The organism is Thermodesulforhabdaceae bacterium (assembly GCA_037482015.1).
Lineage (GTDB): Bacteria > Desulfobacterota > Syntrophobacteria > Syntrophobacterales > Thermodesulforhabdaceae > JAOACS01.
In genome coordinates this window covers 1-21,843 of record JBBFKT010000019.1, presented here as the reverse complement: position 1 = coordinate 21,843, position 21,843 = coordinate 1, and the positions used below count along the sequence as shown (strand labels likewise).

Annotated in this window: 20 protein-coding genes; 13 read left to right on the top strand and 7 right to left on the bottom strand. The window is 41.6% G+C overall.

The genetic code is table 11. From position 1 onward, the window contains the following. Window positions 1-117: 117 nt before the first annotated feature. From WHS38_11900 to WHS38_11885, 4 genes are read right to left on the bottom strand one after another with little or no spacing between them, the layout of a single operon-like run. A complete protein-coding gene (locus WHS38_11900) occupies window positions 118-1,260 on the bottom strand; it encodes a threonine-phosphate decarboxylase (GenBank protein ID MEJ5301682.1) in 1,143 nt (380 codons plus the stop codon). Window positions 1,261-1,305: 45 nt separating this feature from the next. Beyond that, window positions 1,306-2,325, bottom strand: a complete 1,020-nt coding sequence (gene cbiB / locus WHS38_11895) for an adenosylcobinamide-phosphate synthase CbiB (GenBank protein ID MEJ5301681.1) — start codon at window positions 2,323-2,325, stop codon at window positions 1,306-1,308. 9 nt (window positions 2,326-2,334) lie between these two features. Then, on the bottom strand, window positions 2,335-3,903 hold the full coding sequence (locus WHS38_11890; GenBank protein ID MEJ5301680.1) for a cobyric acid synthase: 1,569 nt from the start codon (window positions 3,901-3,903) through the stop codon (window positions 2,335-2,337). After that, window positions 3,900-5,399: a cobyrinate a,c-diamide synthase gene (locus WHS38_11885; protein ID MEJ5301679.1), complete on the bottom strand. Its 1,500-nt coding sequence runs from the start codon at window positions 5,397-5,399 to the stop codon at window positions 3,900-3,902. Before WHS38_11885 ends, WHS38_11890 begins: the two co-directional genes overlap by 4 nt. A gap of 116 nt (window positions 5,400-5,515) precedes the next feature. Between WHS38_11885 and WHS38_11880 the strand changes: the two genes are divergently transcribed. From WHS38_11880 to WHS38_11865, 4 genes are all read left to right on the top strand, one after another. Next, window positions 5,516-6,799: a hypothetical protein gene (locus WHS38_11880; GenBank protein MEJ5301678.1), complete on the top strand. Its 1,284-nt coding sequence runs from the start codon at window positions 5,516-5,518 to the stop codon at window positions 6,797-6,799. A 56-nt stretch (window positions 6,800-6,855) separates the two neighbouring features. Then, a complete protein-coding gene (locus WHS38_11875) occupies window positions 6,856-8,019 on the top strand; it encodes an O-antigen ligase family protein (protein ID MEJ5301677.1) in 1,164 nt (387 codons plus the stop codon). Then, window positions 7,988-8,758: a hypothetical protein gene (locus WHS38_11870; GenBank protein MEJ5301676.1), complete on the top strand. Its 771-nt coding sequence runs from the start codon at window positions 7,988-7,990 to the stop codon at window positions 8,756-8,758. The genes WHS38_11875 and WHS38_11870 overlap by 32 nt, the downstream gene beginning before the upstream one ends. 80 nt (window positions 8,759-8,838) lie before the next feature. Beyond that, a complete protein-coding gene (locus WHS38_11865) occupies window positions 8,839-9,393 on the top strand; it encodes an NUDIX hydrolase (protein ID MEJ5301675.1) in 555 nt (184 codons plus the stop codon). 45 nt (window positions 9,394-9,438) lie between these two features. Here the strand turns inward: WHS38_11865 and icd are convergent, their stop codons facing one another. The 3 genes from icd to WHS38_11850 all read right to left on the bottom strand — a co-directional run bounded on the left by icd (window position 9,439) and on the right by WHS38_11850 (window position 12,663). Beyond that, window positions 9,439-10,653: an isocitrate dehydrogenase (NADP(+)) gene (icd, locus tag WHS38_11860; protein MEJ5301674.1), complete on the bottom strand. Its 1,215-nt coding sequence runs from the start codon at window positions 10,651-10,653 to the stop codon at window positions 9,439-9,441. Between the two features lie 72 nt (window positions 10,654-10,725). Next, window positions 10,726-12,183 (bottom strand): diadenylate cyclase, encoded by a 1,458-nt coding sequence (locus WHS38_11855; protein MEJ5301673.1) that lies wholly within the window; start codon window positions 12,181-12,183, stop codon window positions 10,726-10,728. A 6-nt stretch (window positions 12,184-12,189) separates the two neighbouring features. Continuing rightward, a complete protein-coding gene (locus tag WHS38_11850; protein ID MEJ5301672.1) occupies window positions 12,190-12,663 on the bottom strand; it encodes a DUF2914 domain-containing protein in 474 nt (157 codons plus the stop codon). Between the two features lie 205 nt (window positions 12,664-12,868). On the opposite strand from WHS38_11850, the gene WHS38_11845 reads away from it, so the two are divergent. The 9 genes from WHS38_11845 to WHS38_11805 form a co-directional block, all read left to right on the top strand. Then, complete coding sequence (locus tag WHS38_11845; GenBank protein ID MEJ5301671.1) at window positions 12,869-13,939, top strand: iron ABC transporter permease; 1,071 nt, start codon at window positions 12,869-12,871, stop codon at window positions 13,937-13,939. Between the two features lie 44 nt (window positions 13,940-13,983). Continuing rightward, window positions 13,984-14,838, top strand: coding sequence for an ABC transporter ATP-binding protein (locus tag WHS38_11840; protein MEJ5301670.1), 855 nt, complete (start codon window positions 13,984-13,986; stop codon window positions 14,836-14,838). After that, complete coding sequence (locus tag WHS38_11835) at window positions 14,765-15,871, top strand: iron ABC transporter substrate-binding protein (GenBank protein MEJ5301669.1); 1,107 nt, start codon at window positions 14,765-14,767, stop codon at window positions 15,869-15,871. The genes WHS38_11840 and WHS38_11835 overlap by 74 nt, the downstream gene beginning before the upstream one ends. Before the next feature lie 38 nt (window positions 15,872-15,909). After that, window positions 15,910-16,527 (top strand): FmdE family protein, encoded by a 618-nt coding sequence (locus WHS38_11830; protein ID MEJ5301668.1) that lies wholly within the window; start codon window positions 15,910-15,912, stop codon window positions 16,525-16,527. 1 nt (window position 16,528) lies between these two features. Next, entirely contained in the window at window positions 16,529-17,083 is a 555-nt protein-coding gene (locus WHS38_11825) for a flavin reductase family protein (GenBank protein ID MEJ5301667.1), read from the top strand. A 716-nt stretch (window positions 17,084-17,799) separates the two neighbouring features. Continuing rightward, window positions 17,800-19,473, top strand: a complete 1,674-nt coding sequence (locus WHS38_11820) for a hypothetical protein (GenBank protein MEJ5301666.1) — start codon at window positions 17,800-17,802, stop codon at window positions 19,471-19,473. Window positions 19,474-19,638: 165 nt separating this feature from the next. After that, window positions 19,639-20,721, top strand: coding sequence for a hypothetical protein (locus tag WHS38_11815; GenBank protein ID MEJ5301665.1), 1,083 nt, complete (start codon window positions 19,639-19,641; stop codon window positions 20,719-20,721). Between the two features lie 507 nt (window positions 20,722-21,228). Then, complete coding sequence (locus WHS38_11810) at window positions 21,229-21,582, top strand: IS1595 family transposase (GenBank protein MEJ5301664.1); 354 nt, start codon at window positions 21,229-21,231, stop codon at window positions 21,580-21,582. Between the two features lie 12 nt (window positions 21,583-21,594). Then, window positions 21,595-21,843, top strand: a 249-nt coding sequence (locus tag WHS38_11805) for a hypothetical protein (protein ID MEJ5301663.1), incomplete at its 3' end; no start/stop codon positions are given.

Genomic DNA, 21,843 nt, shown 5'->3' with positions numbered 1-21,843 from the left:
TAAGCCCCTCAGCGCCGATGATACTGCGAAGGTAGCTTCGTGGGAAAGTAGGTCGCCGCCGATCCTTTTTTATTTAACCGCTATCGTTTATTATATTTGCCCCTAGTACGCCACTTATTAAACTTGCCTTCCTGAGACTTCCTTTACCTGGTTGGAATCATTTGATACGAGACCAGCGATGAGTTCCTTGAGAGCCTGTAACCACAAGTCGTTTAATTCAGGGGATGCTATGGCAATCCTAATAAATCTGTTCGATAAGCCTTTGAAATTCTCACAATTTCTAATCAAAATTCGTTTTTGTTCAATTAAAGCAGTTTGGATTTTGGCTGCATCGGTTGGGCAGTTATCGTTCAGTTTAATAAGAACGTAATTGGCGAAAGTTTTTAGAAAGGAGAGCCAAGGAAATTCTCTCAGAACCCCAAAAACTCTCGCCCTTTCCTTTGAGAAAAACTCCAGAGTCTTCATGCGAAAATCATCTTGTTTAATACAATAGGCGCCTGCTATCTGGGCAATGGTGTTAACAGACCACGGTGGGATGAAATTTCTCAACCTTTGGCATGTCAGTGGATGAGCGAGAGCATATCCTAGACGCAATCCAGGTAGAGCATAGAATTTAGTGAGAGATCTTATTATAAGAATGTTTGGTAATGCTTTTACCAGTTCCAAAAGAGAAAATTCTTCGCAAAAGTCTATAAATACTTCGTCTATAATCCACAAAAAGTCGCTACGTTTTGCTTTTTCTTTTATGAACTCACGAATATCATCAGAAAAAGGAACTCCTGAGGGGCTTCCTGGATTTGTAAGGAAAATAGCATCTGGGTTAACGTTGTTTATGAGTGCTTCGAGTTGATAAACCGTGGGTTGAAAACCATGTTCCCATGATGCTGTTAAAGTTCTTATAATAGCGCCTTTGTTTTCGAGAGATCTAATGTATTCGCTGAACGTTGGCACTACAATGGCTACTCGTTTCAAGTCAAAAGCATAAGGGATCCAGTATAAAATTTCGGTTGAGCCGTTTCCTACAATTACGTAATCTGGGTTTATATCTTGACTATCTGATATAGCTTCGATCAATTCTGTGTTTCCAATGTCGGGATAATGTCGAATTGCGTTAAAGCTTTCGCATATAAGATCCTTTAATCCTGCAGGGGGACCTAAAGGATTTATACTTGCGCTAAGATCAATAATTTCTTCAGGCTGACATCTTAAGATTCTCGCAACTTCGTAAATGTTACCACCGTGAACCGATTGTTTCATCATGACATCCCCGTTATAAATATTCACAATTTCCTTCTTATGTTGTTGTTATAGGTTAAAGCTTATTAACTTTAAGATTATACTAATCGCAAAACCGATTGCTGAAGTAAGGTACAAGATGACGACCCCTAGCTTATATGATTCTATTGATATAGGATATATTGGATCACCCATTGTTGGTTTGTTTACAATTTTTCCAAAATATGATGAAGGCCCTCCCAACTGTATTCCCAAAGCCCCTGCCATAGCTGCTTGAGGAATACCTGAGTTAGGGCTTGCGAGTGCTTTTCCGTCACGCTTCATAATTTGCCAGCCGCGCTTCCAGTCTAATACGCTCCGGGATTTTAATATAAGTTCGCTGAGATGTTGAATAATCCATGATGAAGAAACAATGAAAACCCCGGTTAACCTTGCAGGAATATAGTTAAAAACATCATCCAGTCGAGCGGCAATTTTGCCGAAATATAAATATCTTTCGTTTTTGTAACCGATCATCGAATCGAGAGTGTTGATGGTTTTATAAAGAAGCCCCATTATGGGACCGCCAATTCCAATACAGAAAAGAGGAGCTAGAACGCCATCAGATATGTTTTCAGAAAGTGTTTCAAGGGTACCTCGCAAAACCCCTTTTTCATCAAGGTTTTCTGTATCCCTACTTACAAGCCAGGCTAACTTTTTTCTAGCTTTTTCAATGTCACCTGTTTCAACAGCCTGAATAACTCGTTTTGTTTCAATATGCAAACTTCGTGTTGCTAGAAGTGTGTATGTAAGCCATACAAAGAAGATATCTAACAATGGGCGAGGAAGCATTTTAATTGCTACCCAACAAGTTCCAACCACAATGGTAATAGTGAGAGTCACGAGCATCCCGCCTCTTAGCGCGAGATTCCATGAAGCAATAAGAGAATCCGTGTTTGAATTTTTTTTGGGATATAAGACTTTTTCAAGATAAGATATCAAACTTCCTATCCATCTAACGGGGTGAGGCATCCAATAGGGATCGCCGATAATGAGATCTAACACATAGGCTGTAATTAAATGCCACAGGGAAAAATCTGAAAACGACACTGTAGTCTCCTAAAGTCCAATTATTTTGTATATTCGGTTCACATCAACATGGCGTCTGAAGTGGTCAGCTAAAAGGTTATACTGTTGTTCCTTCCATTTCAGGAACTCCATGCTTTTCTCACATTCCGGCACTCTTTTACCTAGTTTTGTTGCAATTCTTCTCAGGAAATATTTTCTGAAATAATCGTTGTCAAATATACCGTGTATGTAAGTGCCCCAGCATTCACCCACATCTCCCACCAGACCATCTAGATGAAAATCATCGGATGAAGTTCCAACACGTCTGACCTTAAAAAGATGTTTTGCCTCTTTGATCAGGGAAAAGCTTCTGCCCATGTGGATTTCATAACCTAACAGGGGCTTAGTGTTTTCTGTTAGAAATTCCCAGAGAGGATGATCAGGATTCGGTAGTGCTTCGACTTGGTAAGTGATTTTTTCTTTGAACATCTCCGTTCCCATTGGGATTATTCCTAAGCCATCAATTTCTCTTATCTTACTTTCTACTCCTTCTTCGTCACGTACATACTTTCCTAACATCTGGTATCCACCACAAATTCCGACTAAGATACGCCCGGTTTTGACAAATGATCTAAGAGCATCAACTAACCCCAGGTTGTGCAGGATTGCAAGATCTTCAATGGTATTCTTGCTACCGGGGATTATAATTGCATCAAAGGAAAAAACATCTTCCGGACGATCAAAATAAGCAATGTTTACGTTGGATTCCTGTTCCAAAGCATCAAAATCGGTGTAGTTTGAAATATAGGGAAGGCGAAGAATTCCAATAGATATTACTTCCGAAGATATTTGGGGACCTGCATCATTGCTGGTTCTTTGAGCAAATTTTTTTGAGAGAGCAACGCTATCTTCTTCGTGTATTTGAATATGAGAAAAAAAGGGCACAACCCCAAGCACAGGCTTTCCTGAAAGGTTTTCAAGGATTTTAACCCCGCTTTCAAAGAGAGCAGGATCGCCCCGGAATTTATTAACTACCATACCAGCTATGAGATTCCGTTCATCTGGTTCCATTAGGGCGATGCTTCCCAAAAGGGACGCAAAAATTCCACCACGATCAATATCTCCAACCAGAATGGAGGGAGACTGCACCATTTTTGCCATGGAAAGATTTACAATATCATGTTCTTTGAGATTGAGTTCGACAGCACTTCCGGCTCCTTCAAGCACTATAACATCGTAGTTTTTTGCGAGCCTTTCGTAGGCATCACCAACAACTGATATAAGTTGTTTTTTGTAACGGTAATATTCTTTAGCTGTCATGTTACCAATAGGGCGTCCCAGGACTATTACTTGCGATCCTACTTGGGATGTGGGTTTAAGCAAAATTGGATTCATGTCCACATGAGGTTCTACACCTGCTGCTTCAGCCTGCACCACTTGAGCTCTGCCCATTTCTCCGCCCTCAGGCGTTACAAAAGAATTTAGAGCCATATTTTGGGCTTTGAACGGGGCAACCTTGTAACCATCCTGTTTAAGAACTCTACACAACGCAGCAGCAAGGATGCTTTTTCCAACATCAGAACCTGTGCCAAGAAACATTACGGATTTGGCGCGCTTCATGGACTGTTTTTTATCCTCCTTTTCAGGAAAGACACAAAGTTTTTTGGGACATTAGGGTTGCTACCCCAATGTTGATGAACATAGCTAGCAATCGCACTCCCTATACAGTATCCTTCTTGTCTAATTGTATCACCTTTACGGCGGGAAACTTCGTAAATGGTTTCCATACTTGCAGTAATTGAAACGTTAGATTTAGGGGCAGCCCGCCCTATAAATCCGCCTTGCCTAGCTAACAGACCTTCTTTGTGGTGGTTAATAGGCGGCGCATTTGCAAAATCCTCGTTACAAATTTCAGAGTAGTGAAATTCATGCCCCCTAATGCGACTACCAGCAGGTCCCAAGATACAGTTTCTGGATAGCTTTACCTCCACATAACCAAGAGCTTTCCGCCTTTTTAGCATCTTCGTCCCGAAAGGAAGGATACCAGCCATTGTCCATCGTTTACCTTCCCAGTCTTCTATGAAGCGTGATAGTGTCATTAACCCACCGCATTCGGCGTATATTGGGATCCCCAGGGAAAAGCGTCTTCTTAGTTCATCAAAGAAAATCTTATTGCTGGAAAGTTTTTCTAGGTGCATTTCGGGGTAGCCTCCACCAAGAATTACTGCATCGATATCCGTAGGAATGGGTTCCCCTCTGACTGGCGAGAAAAAGCAAATATCGGCTCCGTAGGCTTTTAATAAGTCAATGTTATCTTCGTAATAAAAGCAAAAGGCTTCATCGCGGGCGATGGCAATCCTGATTCGAGTTTGATCCGGCGATTCCTTGAAGTTGTTGTAATTAAAAGGTGACTGGTGAGTGAATGGAACTGCTACATGGCTTCTGGCGAGAAGTGTTTCAACATCTATGAACTTTCTGATTAAATCCGCTGCTCGATCCATCCATGGTTTGTCAAGCGGACTTTCATCGACAGTTACCAAACCTAAATGACGTTCTGGCAAGGTTAAACTTTGTTCGCGTGGTATCCAACCCAGTATGGGTATGTGAGGAAGGGAGGACAGAAGAGCTTCTCTCAGGTATTCGAAATGCTTGTAACTGCCCACCCGATTTAAAATTACTCCAACCCACTTAATTTCTTTATCGAATGTTGTAAAACCGTGAACGATTGCAGCAACACTGCGAGCCATACTTTGAGCATCAACAATGAGAAGGACTGGCACATCAAGCCATTTTGCCATTTGCGCTGTGCTTCCATCTTCGCTTTTTCCGTCAAAACCATCGTAAAACCCCATGACACCTTCTATGATGGCAATTTCTGCATCCCTGCAATTCCAGGCAAATAGTGCCTGGTTATAAGATCGAGTTAGCATCCAACCATCCAAGTTTCTAGAGACTCTTCCGGTGACTCGAGAATGGAGTCCTGGATCTATAAAATCCGGGCCAACTTTGAATGGCTGAACTTTAATTCCCTTTGAAGAAAAGAATGCCATGAGAGCCAGGCTAATGGTAGTTTTTCCAACTCCACTATGAGTGCCACCCACAATGAAGGCGTTCATTTTCGCTTCCTTGGAGTTTTTGTTGTATATACTTTACGACCTAGGGAATTTACTCAAGAAACGGACATGTTACAAGCTTTATCGGGATTATTTTCTACGGGGAGATTGCTGTGTCGATGATGATTCGGTTTGAAGGAAATGGGATTCAGGCCTGGAAAGCTGAACGATACTATTCCAAAGCCTTTTTGCGGCGAGTAAAGCGTTTCGTGCGGGCACCTCAACATATTTTTGAGGTTATTGTGCCTCCTCAGTGGATAGATGTTTGCCAGAGCGAGATTTCATCACTTGGTTACAGTGTTCTTTCTGAAGAAGCTTTTTCAGGGGACAAAACATCTACTTCAATTAGTTTTAGAGGGAGAATCTGGGATGCTTACAAGCTTTGTCTATGGCTTAGAACGGCGAGTCGAGTGCTCATTCGTCTTGCTCAATTTACAGCAGGGTCTGTTAAAGTTTTTCAGAAGCGCATGAGAGACATACCCTGGGAACTATGGCTTAATCCTTCCATTCCTGTCCGGATTTATTGCAATGTGAAATATTCGAATTTAAGGCATGAAGGGATGGTTTGTGAAGAAACTGTTAAGGCTATTTGTAATCGATTTGCCGAGCAAGGATTGATCGTGTCCTGGGAACGTATGACCTTGGATTCGGAAGACCAGATCGATGAATTTTCTTTTCCTAGGTGCAGATTATGGGTTGATTTAGTTCGTAACGTTTGCACTGTGAAAATGGATCTTACGGGTGTTCATCTCCATGAGCGTGGTTACAGACTTGAACCTGGCTATGCTCCTTTGAGGGAAACGCTTGCCTGTGCGATGTTCAAATTCCTTCGATGGGATCCTGCTGGGGAACCACTCGTTGACGCCATGACTGGATCAGGCACCTTTGCTATTGAAGCGGCTTTAATAGGAAAAAACAGAGCTCCAGGGCTTGAGAGAAGTTTTCTCTTTGAACAGCTTCCCTTTTTTGACGATGCTCCCTGGCAATACGAACAGAAAACAGCCTTGGCTTCCATCAAAAATCTTTGTCAACCCATTGTGGCAATAGATAAGGATAGTCATCAATTGGATCGAGCCAGACGGAATGCTAAGAGAGCCAGTGTTGCTGATGATATCATATGGATACAGGGTAACTTTTTTGAACTTGTCCCAAAAGACCTTAATCTAACAACTACTGGTGCCATTGTTATGAATCCTCCCTACGGAAGAAGGCTTTCTGTATCAGCAGGCAAGCTTTACAACCAAATTAAAGAGCACTTAGGAAGTCATTATCGAAATTGGCGCGCAGGACTTGTTGTGCCTGATCCGGAACTACTACGTGTTTTTCAGGTTTACAATCCTGCCGTTTTTCGGCTTCCTCACGGTGGGTTGTGGATCTATTTTGTTGCATTCAAGGTATCTTGACCAAGTATATTGGAAGACTGGCTTAGTATAGACGAGAACTAAGGGTTTCAAAAAATATGAGATATCGGGATAAAATTGAATTTCTTGCCAAGTTTCTTCTGTATGCCAACGCAGTCTCACATGGCTTATCTATTACGATCACACAGATAAGCTTTATACTGGCTTTCCCTTACATAGTAACAAAAGCTTTTAAGCAAGGTCTTTATAAAAATTTTCCGATGCTGATCCCTTTTGCATTGTGGATTGGATGGATCGTACTAGGGAGTTTTTTCGTCGATGTTAGACTTTTTAAGCAGATGTTTAGCTGGTGGCATGTATTATTTTTCCCGTTTGGCTATTTCACTGTCAGGCTTGGTGAAAAAGCTACTAGGTTTTGGATTTTGTTCATTGTTGGATCTATAATTCAGTCCTTTTGCGGCATCTTTCAATTTGTTGTAGCCGGAGCTGAGCGAGCGATTGGGGTTTCGAGTAATTCCTTAACATACGCTAATGGACTGGCTTTAACGGTCGTTCTTATTATGTCATGGTTATTTTTCAATCGAGGTTTATCTGCGAAAAACCGGGCTGTTCTTGTCTTTACCGGAGTGATCATTTTAGCGGGCGTTTTTGTTTCTTTGAGTCGGATGGTCATATACGGCTTGATCTTTGTAATTAGCTTACTGGTGATCTTTAGATATCGGCTGAAAGGGTTTATATTTGTTGGAGTTTTGGGAGTTTTTTTAGTGGTTCTGACTATAAACAGTCCCAGATTTGAACGTCTTTATAATCGGGGATATACCGTGATAATAAGCGATTCTACTCGATTTGCGCTCTGGAAAGGAGCAGTCGGCATAATCAAAGATTATCCCATATTTGGGATTGGTGTTCATGTATTTCCTAAACTGATTGACCACTACACAAAGGGATACCCGCTTGATGCTAAGGGACACGCCCATAATGCCTATCTCCAGATGGCGATAAATTACGGACTTCCAGGTTTACTTTTCTTTCTTATGGTTTATGGTGCATTGGCTTTTAGGCTTTATAAAAGCTTCAGAAAAACTGGCAACTTTTGGGCTTTTGCTGGTCTGATCGTCCTGGTCATGTATATGCTCGAAGGATTGACGGAAAACAATTTCGGCGATGCCGAGGTGACAATGTATTTTTGGTTTATGCAAGGGCTTATTATGGGACAGGTCTTAGAAGACAATGAAAAGAGTGGCTCTTGGACGTCGAATTAGTTTTAGCGAATCAGTACCGGTTTTAGGAGTTCGTCTAAACTGGGATGAATATAATATCGATGAACAAAAGCTTCTTTGGGAAGCCGACCTTATTTATTATCCCTCCAGACTTTACGAACAGTTCTTCAAAGCTTTAGGTAAAAAAGTTTTTCCAAGGAACTACTGTGAGTTTATTGGAAACAAAATTCGTCAGACTCTTCTCTTTGAGTGGCTCGCCATACCCCATCCAAGGACTCGCATTTATTACGGAAAAGTAAGGAAGGAGCAAATTCTTCAGGAATTTTCTTACCCATTTATTGCCAAAGATCCTGTAGGCAGTTCACAGGGGCGAGGAGTTTTTTTAATTTCTTCTGAAGAAGATCTTGGAAGGTATCTTGAAAATCACCATCCTGCCTACATCCAGGAATATCTCCCGGTAGATAGGGATCTAAGAGTTGTGGTTTTGGGTTCAAAGGCGGTCCATGCATATTGGCGTATTGGTAGAACAGGGGAGTTCAGGCACAATGTGTCTCAGGGAGCAGATATATCCTTCAAAGATATACCGCCGGATGCTCTGGCTTTTGCTGAGAATGTATCGAATCGCTGTGGTTTTGACGATGTAGGGCTTGATATGATCATTTTTAATGGCGCTTTGTACGTCATAGAAGCTAATATGGTCTATGGTCAAGAGGGGTTTAGAAGGTGTGGTAAAGAGTTAAAAAATATGCTTATCGAAATTGCCGGAGGAGAGTTTCTATAAAATTACTTCTAGATTATTCGGTCTCTCTAAGTTATCCTGGAAACCCAATTTTTGGAAAAGTAGAGGAGTTTTCTGGCGAGATGGCTATAAAACCGTGGCGTGTAGTATCCACAAAATCAGAGAAAAAGTTGGGACTTTTCAGACTTAGAATTGATGAAGTGGTAATGCCAACAACAGGGCGACTTTACAGCGTTTATGCTTTAGATTTTGCTCCCTGGGCAAACATTATTGCTATCACACCAAATGATGAAGTAGTAATGGTTAGACAATATCGGCATGGGATTCGTGAAATAACTCTTGAACTTCCCGGAGGAGTAATAGACGAACGGGATGACCCGCAAAGTGGAGCTCGCCGAGAGTTGCTGGAAGAAACGGGCTATGACGCTCAGGTTTGGGAACTTCTTGGAACACTTCATCCTAACCCGGCTATTCAAACTAATGTCTGTTACACTTTTTTAGCCAGGAATGCCTATCCAGCCGCTCGCCAGCATTTAGATGAGCTTGAGGATATTGAAGTAGTGCTCTATCCAGTATCGGAAATACCAAAGCTCCTTAAAGATGGTGTAATTTCTCATGCTCTTATTGTAGCGGCTTTTGGCACATTTTTTCTTAAGTATCCAGAATACTTGAGGTAGGAAGTCACCCCAACGAGTTTTTTAGGCTCGATGGGGTGATCCAGATTATTTCATCATTTCAACAATTATCTCTCCAAATTTAGAGCAAGAAACTTCCTCGGCACCATCCATCTGTCTGGCTAAATCATAGGTCACTCGCCTTGATTCAATGGCTTTTTCTAATCCCCGCTCGATAAGATCTGCCTCTTCCTTCCAGCCCATATATCTAAGCATCATCGCTCCCGAGAGAATAAGGGAACTTGGGTTAACCTTATCAAGGCCAGCGTATTTCGGTGCAGTGCCGTGAGTAGCTTCAAAGACTGCACACTGATCCCCGATGTTTGCTCCTGGTGCCATACCCAGACCACCAACCTGAGCCGCAAGCGCATCAGAAAGATAGTCTCCGTTTAGGTTTGGTGTGGCGATAACTGAATATTCTTCGGGTCTAAGGAGCACTTGCTGGAACATTGCATCAGCGATTCTGTCTTTTATTACAATTTTATCTGGTGGGATCTTTCCATCGTAAAGCTTCCAGAGATCGTCCTCGGTTATGGTTTTGTCTCCAAAATAAGAAGCGGCAAACGCGTATCCCCAATTTCTAAACGCTCCTTCGGTGTATTTCATAATGTTTCCTTTATGAACAAGGGTTACCGAAGGTAGATTGTTGTCTATGGCGTATTCAATAGCCTTCTTTACGAGCCTCTCAGTGCATCGACGGCTTATCGGCTTGATCCCTATACCGGCATCTTCAGGGATATGAACTGAAAAAGAGTCTTTCAAGAAGGTCGCTACTTTTTTGGCTTCTTCCGATCCTGCAGGCCATTCTATACCAGCGTAAACATCTTCTGTGTTTTCTCTGAAAATGACCATGTTAACTTTTTCCGGGTTTTTCATTGGAGATGGGACACCTCGTATGTAGCGGACAGGGCGAATGCAGGCATATAAATCTAACACTTGCCTAAGAGTTACATTTACACTACGAAAACCTCCACCAACGGGAGTAGTTAGAGGTCCCTTTATGGCGATTTTCAAAGAGCGAATCTCTTCGATGGTTTCTTGAGGAAGCCAGCTTCCGGTTTCTCGATATGCCTTTTCTCCCGCAAGAAGTTCTTTCCATTCGATTTTTTTCCTTCCGTTAGAGGCTTTTTCAACGGCTGCGTCAATCACCATACGAGTTGCTCTCCAGATGTCTGGTCCGGTTCCATCGCCTTCGATAAAACCTATGATGGGTTGATCTGGTACGATAATTTTTCCTTCCGAGATTTCGACATTTTGAGCCATTACCTAATTCCCTCCGTTTCAAAAAGATTTTTGAGCTTAAATCTTTGAATGTTTACTCAAAGTAGATTGCTTTTATGGAGGAATAACCTCCATGGTTTTGCGATCTCTCACAACATATTCCACCACAACTCTGTCCGGCATATTAGATGCAATTTTAACGGATGCCGGCATGACTATGATCGGCACAGATGTGCTTCCTGAACTGTGTATAGTATCAAGTGGCACTGGTGCTGTGTATATCGTAGAAATGTTATTCAAGATAGACTTCCCCCCAATTAGAACAATAGTTGGTGGAGAAAGTTTTACTTCGCTAAGTATCAGGTTGTCGTCAAGATGCCCTTTCCAGTCAACTTGTATGCTTACTTCCTTTGATGCAATGGTGTCTAGAGTAACTTCAACAAAGCTTGGCTCAACACGACTTATAAAAATGCCCGGCGGAATAAATATATTTTCCTGTGTAATAGGCATAATATTTTTGCCTTCGGAAGCTTTTTTTAAGTCGATTCTTACCTCTATTTGCTGCGGTCTTATAGATTTCATGAAAGCGCTGGATCCTGTAAGATGGAGGGTGACCTGAGTAGGATTGACTTCTATTATTTCGTAATTCAATGGACGATTTAGGAACTCTATTGGAACTTCAACTGACATTACAACGTCTTTGCTTCTTGTGAAGGCAAACCAGGCTCCTGAAATAATTATGAAGGAAGCAAAAGCGGCTAGAATGGTCTGTAGGCGAGTTTTATCAAACCAGTTAGTTTGTTCTTGAGAGATGGGTTTCAGGTGTTCAGTGATGGCTTGATAAAGAGTTTCCGTTTCGGATACCACCCGAATTGTGCCGTTTTTTGCTATGGAGACTCGTCCACGTTCTTCGGAGACGACTATAACCAATGCGTCACTTCTTTCTGCTAAACCTAGGGCGGCTCTATGGCGAGTGCCGTAAAAACTTGGCAGATCGGATCTTTGAGAAAGAGGCAAGAGAACCGCTACTTCTTTAATCTCCTCTCCATCAATAATTATAGCACCGTCATGGACAGGATTGTTGGGCCAGAAAATGCTTACTATCATTTCTTGAGAAACTTTCCCGTGCCATGGTATGCCGCCATGAACCAATTCCGAAATATCTTCTCTGCCTGGAATTACAATCAATGCTCCAATGCGCTTTTTCCCCATGTACATGGCCGTATCGGCAATAATCTGAGCTGGGGTTATAGCGTGTTTGGAAGGACCTCCCCAGAGAAAACTTCTAAGGTTTTGCACTTGAAGTGCTGAGCGGAGTTCATTTCGGAAAACCACAATGATGATAATGGCTGCAAGTGCGATCACCGCTTGAAGGATCCAGCTAGTTATGACAAGCCCGAGGCTTGTTGCGATCTTCTGGCACACCCACAAAATTCCAATGCCTATGACGACTCTAAAAGCATTGGTATGGCGAAAAAGCACATAAATCCTGAAAAGGATGTAGCTGTTGAGAAGTATGTCCAGTACATCTTGCCATCTTACGGTTTTTAGAAAATCAAGGATTGTTTTCATAACTTGTCAATCTGTTATACTAAATCTCAAGATTCCATATATGCGTCCCGTTTCATCCACTATCTCAACTTGCCATGGGCCCTTGTCGGCTTCTCGAAGTTGTATCGAACTGTAGGTTGCCCAGCGCGGAGGTTGAAGCTTTAACCTTATCTGAGTCGTTAATTCACCACGGTGATACCAACGATGATAGATAACTCTAGGAGAATAAACGTTTTCAAAAAGAGTATAACAAAAGACCTGCTTTTTTTCTACCGAAAGCACCACTGTTGATCGCTCGCAATTTCCGTTCCTTACCGATTCGCATACAAGGGCTGTCTTCAAAAGAGGTGTTATATTATCTTCTACTACTGGCGTTGATTCCTGCGATTGCAGTGATGTCGTTTCATCGTCCGCGTGCGCAATATTTAGGTTGAGAATTGTCCATAAAAAGGAGCTTGATACCATTAAAATTAACCAGAATATTGAAACTCTTAGTGACATTTCTTTTGCTCCTAAGAAATTAAATTGTTGCTTTCTTTTCCGCCACATTTAACTCGGGGCCAGATTATAGATCCTTAGCGGAATATTTGAAATATCATTTTGACAAGTTTTGGGGTTTGGATTATCCTTCAAGTCGAAACTTTGCACGAAGCAAAGCCAGAAAGCCACGAAGGCGAAACCAAGAATTTGGGGGGTATTTGCATTCGTGGCGTTTTCTTTTTTTCAGTCCAAAATTCAGGTAGTTCCTTGCGATTATCCCAAATTGGAAGATTCGCCATCGGATTTTTTCAAAAAAAGCGTTACCCAAAAACGATGGTTTCTACTGATTCTTACCCTATTATGCCTTTTGCTTGTAATTGTGTCGCTTATTGTAGGGGCATACCATCTTTCGATAGATGACATATTGAAAGCTCTTCTAGGTGTAGGTGCCGGAAAACATGCGATTCTTATCTGGAACATTCGTTTGCCTAGAACAATAGCTGCACTTGTAGTTGGTGCAGGACTTGCCCTCTCGGGGCTTGCTCTTCAATCTCTATTAAGAAATCCTCTTGCTTCGCCTTCAACTCTAGGAATCAGCCAGGGTGCGGCTTTTGGAGCGGCTTTATCGGTTGTGCTTTTCAAGTTAAAATATCTTTCCATAGCCATCTTTGCTTTTGGTGGCTCTCTTTTTGCTGGGATGACCATTCTCTTTTTGGGGCGCATAAAGAAACTTACTCCCGAATCTATAGTATTAGCTGGGGTCGCCCTATCTTCCCTTTTTTCTGCATCGACGGTTCTTATCCAATATCTCGCAACGGAAACCGAGCTAGCCATGATAGTTTTTTGGACCTTCGGGGATGTTGCAAGGTCAAGCTGGAGAGAAATTGCCGCAACTGTTGCTGTAGTCATTCTAGCTTTGGTCTTTCTGTATTTGAAAGCCTGGGATTTTATGGCTGTGGAATCTGGGGAAGAATCAGCAAAAGGGCTTGGGGTCTCTGTTGAAAAGCTTCGATGGCAAGGAATGGCAATGGTAGCAGTAGTGGCTTCAGTAGCAACAGCTTTTCACGGCGTAATTGCCTTTGTGGGATTGATAGCTCCTCACGCAGCAAGACGGCTTTTCGGAATGAATTATTCTTTGCTAATCCCAGCTACAGCACTGTTGGGAGCTTTACTTCTTCTTGGAGCAGATACGGCTGGGCGAATTTTAATTGGATCCGGTGGTCTTCCCGTTGGAGTTATTACATCATTTATGGGAGCTCCTCTCTTTTTGTATCTTTTGATGAGAGGCTATAAATGAATCTTGTATTGCTAGCTCTAACGTAACTGCATAGGGGTTAAAATATGATCATCAAGGTAGAAGATGTTCACTTCGGTTATCCTTCCAGAAAAAGCGTTTTGGAGGGGGTGACCTTTGATGTTCGGCGCGGAGAATGTATTGCTCTTCTTGGAGTAAACGGGGCAGGGAAATCAACCCTTCTTAAGTGTATGAACTCTATTCTATCTCCTCATAAAGGGGTGGTTCTTGTTGGATGTGAAGATATTGCTAAGTGGAGTCGCAATCAGATTGCTCGCCGCATTGGCTACGTGCCTCAACGGTCTCACGACTCTGAATTAACCGTTTTCGAAATGATTGCCCTTGGAAGAAAGCCTTATATAACCTGGTCGCTTAGCAAACATGACTATAAGATTGTTGATGATGTTATAACGGCTCTCGGTTTAAAAAGTCTCGCCATGAAAAGGGTTAGCGAATTAAGCGGTGGGGAGATGCAAAAAGTGCTGATTGCTCGGGCTCTTGCTCAGACCCCAGATGTTTTGCTCCTGGACGAACCCACAAGTCACCTTGATATAAAGAACCAGCTTGAGGTTATGAAAATCATATGGAACATAACAAAGAATAGAAGGCCTTTAGTAGCAACTATCGTTTGCCTCCATGATGTGAATCTTGCTCTAAGGTTTGCTGATAGGCTGATTTTTCTCAAGAACGGCATTATCTGGGCGGCAACAACACCGGATGAACTCGATCCAAGAACTTTTAAGGATGTTTATGGGGTTAGAGTGCAAATGGTTCGGGCAGGAAAACACACTGTGGTGATTCCGGTGGACGATTTAGTGGAGGAGTGCGATGATGAAGAGAGTAATTATCTGGTGCCTGATGTGTCTTACTATGGGCATAGGGTATCTGAAAGATGCTCATAGTGAGTCCGTAAGTAGCGGAAAAATAACTATTACCGACGGAGCAGGAAGAATAGTTGAAATCTCTGGAGAAGCGAAGCGGATTGTGTGTCTTGGGCCCGGTGCTTTGAGGCTGATCAGCTATCTGGATGCGGTGGACCGAGTAGTTGGAGTGGAAGATATGGAAAAGCGGGCCGCTGGCGGTCGCCCATATTGGTTGGCTCATCCTGAATTAGCCAGTCTTCCATCCATAGGCCCGGGTGGTCCTGAAAGCATTAATAAAAAGCCCAACTTGGAAGCGTTACTTAGAGTTTCACCGGACGTCATTTTTATAACCTACATGGAAAAATCACTTGCAGAGGATGTTCAGAAAGCCATCAATATTCCTGTGGTAGTGCTTTCGTATGGTCGTTTTGCTACCTTTGACGAGACTCTCTATGAATCCCTTAGAACCGCTGCAAAGGTTCTCGGGAAAGAAAACCGGGCTGAGGCATTGATTAACTTTATCGAAGGTATCCGACATGACCTGAATAATCGCACAGAAGATATTCCAAAGGAGAAAAAGCCTCGAGTTTACGTTGGGGGGATTGGCTATCGCGGCGCCCATGGCATCGAAAGCACTGAACAACACTATCTTCCACTTGATTGGACCAACTCAATAAATCTTGCTAATGAAATCAGTGCCAAGATAGGATCCCACGTGTTTAGTGATAAGGAAGTGATACTTAAGCTAAATCCTGACGTGATCTTTATCGACGGAGGAGGACTTGAATTGATCCGACAGGATTATCTTAAAAAGTCGGATTTTTATAAAAACCTTAAGTCCTTCCAAGATGGTTCGGTGTATTTACTTTTCCCCTTTAATTACTATGCTACTAATGTGGAAACGGTAATAGTGGATTCTTACGTTGTTGGTAAAGTGCTTTATCCAGATAGGTTCCAGGATGTTGAAATAGATGCTAAGGCTCGAGAAATTTATAAATTTTTCCTTGGAAAAGATGTTTACGACTCAATGAAGAATCTTTATGGAAAACCAGGAGAAAAGGTAACTTTTTAGAGGAACTTAAAAGACGAGAGAAAATGGAGGATAGCTTCATGGATCGCGATGAGATTAAAAAATATGAAGGTTTTGAAGACTGTGTAGATTTTCATGGCCATGTTTGTCCTGGATTATCCCTGGGTTATAAGGCAGCAAGAATCGGTATGGAAAAACTAAACGAAATGCGAGCAGAAGACGAGGAATTAGTTGCCATAGTGGAAAATGATTCTTGTTTTGTAGATGCAGTTCAGGTCCTTACAGGGTGCACCTTTGGTAAGGGGAATCTTATTTACAAAGATTACGGCAAGATGGCAGTCACTTTTGCTAGTCGGAAAACAGGCAAAGGCGTAAGGGTCAGCCTTAGGGAAAGAGCTTTTAGACCACAGGATAGAAGGGAGCACTTTGAATTGTTACAGAAGGTGTTGAATGATACGGCTACCGACGAAGAAAGAAATCGTTTCTGGGAACTCCACATAGAGCGGAGCAGAAAAGTGTTGGAATCTGATCCGGAAGAGTTCTTTAAGATTGAGGAAATCAAGATTGATCTTCCACCCAAAGCCAGGATTGTTCCTTCGGAGATGTGTGACGAATGTGGTGAAGCAACCATGCAAACGAAAATGGTAGAACGTGACGGTAAAAAGCTTTGTCGGGCTTGCGCTGAAAGGAGGGATTAATATGATCCTGGAGCCGCATGATTTCAAACGGTTGCTTCCTCTTCCTCTCACTTTAATCACGACGGTTGATGGGGAAGGCAGAGCAAATGCAGCCCCTTATGGGTGTGTTATGCCCATCTTGAGGCCATTGGATATTATAGCCATTGCATCAGCTCTTCCCCGAGATACTCTAAAAAACATAAGGGAAACTCAAGAGTTTGTAGTAAACGTTGTGGTTCCGGCGTCATTCAGGAAGGCAATGCTTTGCTCTAAGTCCTATCCTCCTGGTGTTAATGAACTTGAAGAAGTTGGGCTGGAATCCGTGCCCGCTCGAAAAGTAAAACCTCCTCGAGTGAAAGACTCTTTGGGATGGATTGAAGCTAAACTTGAAGAAGAAATTCTGAGGGACAAATACTCTCTAATTATTGGGAAAGTGGTCTGTGCCGAAATAAACGAAGCTTACTATTCTGAAGGTAAGCTTAAAGAATCTCCAATTGTTATCCTGTTCCCATTTTTTAAGAAGGTAGGAGAAAAAGTGGGTTCTCGTGAGGAATTTGAAAACATCATGAGCCACTAAAGAGAAGTTTTTAAGCGCAGAACTGGGCAACAAGTTAGGTTCTGTCTTTTACTAAAACCTATATAGATTGGCTTTTCTGGATTTAGGCTGGTTTTTTACAGAGTTTATTTAGTTATATAAAATAGCCACAACTTATTCCTGCTTAAATGTTACATATCCCAATAATGGTCTTCTACAGAAATGCATCCTTTTCATTAGGGCTTTTGGAATACTGGCACACCTATGCAGACTTTTAGACCTGCCATATGTTGAAAAGCAGAAACAACAGAAGTATTTTTTCAAATGTTGCCAATTATTTGGATATTATCTTGTTAGTAGTTGGGATGATGTTTCTAATAGCCTTTGCAAGGTTCGTAAGAATTCTTTTGGATATGAGTTTTCCAACGGTTGTAGGATCAGGTTCTGTCTTCGGAATAAAACCCCTCTAGCGTTAACTTGTAGCTATTGGAGTATTAAAAATTTTTGTGCTGCTTGTTATAAGTTTTGTCATGGTTTTATGTCCAATGCTTCCCCGAGATTTTTTTCTTCATCTCATGATATTTCTTTGCTCTCCCCCCTGTTAAGGTAATATGTAAAATGATATTCAATTGGAAGGACATCCTTAACTTGCCCTAGCGGCTGTTGTGGTTTAGACTTTCCTGTAACCTTTATTTTATGTTGTCACTGTTAACACTTTACGGAAGTATAATATAAGAAAATAAGGAGGTAAAAGCTTTATGAGAGAGTCTCTGGTAATAATCCTGGCAGCTTTAGTTTTTGATGCTACTATTTTCACTACTCATTGTTTTGCTCTCAAGGGAAAACAGGAGAAGGCAGATTTATCTTTTGAAATAAGAGATTCCATTGATTATTCTGTTAATCCGATCGTAAAAGAGGATATGGTTTTATTCGTAGAAAAGGGCCGGTTAACCTTCTGGCGCTGGAACAAAAAGCCTATTTATTTTTCCGAAAAAGTGTCCTCTCCCGCTATGGCAGTAGAAGGCGATAAGGTGGCGGTTTCTTGGGTTGAAAAGCGAGATGGTAAAGCCAAAATAGGGTTAATCCTTTCTCAAGATAGGGGAGAAAACTGGGCAAAAGTGAATGAATCCGCGCCTTTTGACTCTGTTCAATTGGTAAAGATAGCTTGGTTCAAGGGTAAAGTGCATATTCTGGCTGAAGATATATCGAAGAAATCTATCGCCGTAGGTGTTCTAGAAAACGGAAGTGATGTTAGATGGTACCCCCTTGATCTTACGGATACGGGAAGCATAGCCAGTCCATCTTTAGCAGTCACAGTAAAAGGTGTCTTTATCTTTTTAGGAGAAAAGGAAAAGAATCGTTCTGCTATTGCGTGCTATCTTTTTGATCCAGGCCGGGACGGGGTTTATGAAAAATTTTTGGTAAAGGAAGGAGTAGATGTCGTATCTTTTGTAGAAACTGACAACCAAAGGGAATTACCGGAAGCGTTAGTCAAATACTCTCGAAATCAGGAGATCGTATTATCACTATTTTATCTTGACAAAGAGGGGTTTAGAGAAGTTCCCCTCGTTACCAACGAAGATGTGGCCTTTGCTCATAAGGTTTATCCCAAGGACGACTCAGTCCTTGTGGTATATAGCTCTGAAATACCCGGGAAGACAAAGCAAAGAGTTTTTGTTTACAAGGCTAATTTGCCAGAAAAAATGGGAACAACAGCAAGGCTTGACAATGGTTTTGATAATACTTTTGCTTGGCTTCCTGTAGCAGTTCATGATGGGAGAAATAGAGTTTTCGTGGTTTGGGAGGACAGTCGTTTGATAAGGCGAGGTGTTTTTGCAACATTCTCACCAGACAACGGAAAAACTTGGCAAAGACGCAATATACTTTTATCATTCAGAAAAAACTATAGCTTCAGGCCGACTCTATCCTTTTACAAAGATGCTTTTTATGTGAGTTGGCTTCAATTTTCCAACGATACTTTTTCGGACGGACAGCTTGTTTTCGCTAAAATCCTTTCGCCTGAAAAACTATTCACTAAAAAAAACAATATCTTAGATCCGGAGAAAACCGAAAGGCTTCTCGTAAAAAGAGTGAACGATTACTGGAAATACATGATTTCCAGGGATTTTCGTAAAACCTACAGTTTTTACGATCCCTTTTTTAGAGCGAGAATCAAATATGAGAACTACGCAGCAAAGCTTGGAAGCATAATATACCATAAAGCTCAGGTGGAAGGAGTGGAAATAAAAGGACCGGAAGCCACCGTCCACATAAAGGTCCTCTATGAAGTCAAGGATTTAATAGTTGGCAACCAAAAATTTTCGTCGGAAAAAGAGGAGCGACTTCTTCACGATTTATGGATCTTTGTGGACAATGAATGGCACAAGAAATACATAAATCCGTTAATGGAAGGGAGTTCCATCAGATACTAAAACGAAAAGGAGAAAGACGAGGAACAGCTCGAATAATTACTTGCATGGTAAAAATTTTTTAGAGCATTGTAAATTTATCGTTGACTTTTTTATATTGTACAGTTTGCATAAGATATATTGTAGTTGTTAATGTCACACAAAGACAATTTAATAAGGAGTTAAGCCATGAAAAAAGCAACTTTTCCAAAGATTTTGGTAGTTACTTTTTTTTGTATTTTTTTGTTAAGTGCCGGTGGTGTTTACGCTGATACCATCTTCTTCCCTTACATTGCTTCAGATGGTGCCAATGTGACAACCATTGTCTCAATCGTTAACAAAGCTTCCGCAAGTGGCCAGCATTTAACCTTTATCTATCGTTATAAAACGCCAAGCACCCCTATTGGGGAAAGCTGTAGCACCTCTTCTCTTACTAGACCTACGGTTCCAAACGATCTCATTACATTTGATGTGGCTGGGATATTTTCCGGCGGTAACGCTATGTACAGTGACACAAATTCTTATGGTGGATCATTTAAGGCCCCGGTAGCCCCATTGAGAGGTTATCTGCTCGTAACACATTCGAATGCATCTGGATCTCGTGTAGATGTTGGATTGAGTACTTTGGAATATGGTGACACAACTCTTTATGGGGAGGCAGTTCTTTTGGACATTACTTCTGGAGCTGCTTGGGGATATCGGGCACAGAATAGAAGCGACTTACAAACTTATGATTTTACAGATCTGAGTGAACTACACCTAAGCACCGAGCGTTTCAGCTCTTCCCAATATTACTCTGGTGAAGGCGCGACACTTCCCTTTTTCCCTCTGAACATATGGACTACAAAACTTTTTGTAACCCCTGTAGGGATAAACATGAATGATACGGATTACGTAGCAACTCTTAAACTTGTAACATCAAAGGACAGCGCCGCATCTCGAATAGCTAGTACTGCCTCTTGCGGAGGTGATCAATGTTCCGAAACAGAGGGTGTTTTTACGAGAGATGGCATAAGCCTTGCTAGAACCGGATCGGGGGCTCAAACGGTAAAATGCATGGGAGCCCTTGAAATAGAAAGCTTCCTTGATGCTACCCAGAGAGCCCAAATAGAAAACTCCGGCGGTTGGGCTATTCTTTATCCTGACTATGTGAGCACATCAAATCGAGCATCTTATGTAAATGTTTTCAAACTTGAGTATGTCCTGAATAATTCGACCTACGGTGGCACCAATAATAACGCTATTCTTCTTAGTGAAGAAGAAGCGTTTTAGAAAAAATTAAGCAAAATAGCCCCGTTTTGAAAACGGGGCTATTTTGATCCATCATTGAAATTCATGAGCAGATTTGTACCATACGCTAAATAATAATGAATTATAAAAATGTTTCCTTAAAACACGTTATTTTAACAACTCTTTTTTGTGAAGATGTTCGAAAATTATGTCTTATCGTGAACATGTATTGGTACATTTCCAAGTGTGAGTAACCACAAAGTTATCCCTTCAATATTGTTTTCGATTGTTTCTTTAGGTCCGTCTTTTTGGTATAAAGGGAAAAAACAAAGGAGGTCCAGTAACATGGAACAAGAATCTATGGATATTATAAAGTTTCAAGAAAGGTTTGCCACTGAAGAGGCTTGTAAAGAGCACCTATTTAGACTCAGGTAGCCAGATGGATATAAGTGTCCCAGATGTGGGAATACTGAGTACTCATATCATAGTACGAGAGAATTATATCAGTGCAAGGGGTGTAAGTCTCAGGTATCAGTTACGGCAGGGACAATATTTCACAAGACAAGGATACCTTTAAGGAAATGGTTCTGGATGATTTTTCTTATGTCTCGATCAAAAAGCGGGATCTCGATGATGTCTATTAAAAGGATGTTAGAGATAAAGAGTTACAAGACGGTATGGGTTATGGGGCATAAAATGAGGAAGGCCATGGAGGAAAGGGATAGTCATTATAAGCTTGGAGGGCTTGTAGAAATGGATGACAGCTACTTTGGTCCATCGAAACCCGGGAAGCGAGGGAGAGGAGCGGTTGGAAAGAGCAAAGTAGTTGTTGCGGTAGAAAACAAAGGGGATAGAGCAGGTTACGTGAAAATGTCTTTAGTTAATAGGGTTAGTGGAGAGTAGATCTTAAAAACCATGTGGAAAAATTTGGATTTGGATACCAGACTGCGATCAGATGGTTGGCGTTCTTATGGGATTATGGGTAAAAAGATCAAAGCCCATGAAAATATTGTAGTAGGGAAAGGGCCTCAAACATCAAAGCTTCTTCCATGGGTCCATACCATGATAGCCAACGTCAAAGGGATACTTAGCCCAAGTTTGTCATTTATTTGTGTAAACTACCGTAATTACTTGATAAGTCATTTTCATTCTACACTACGGATT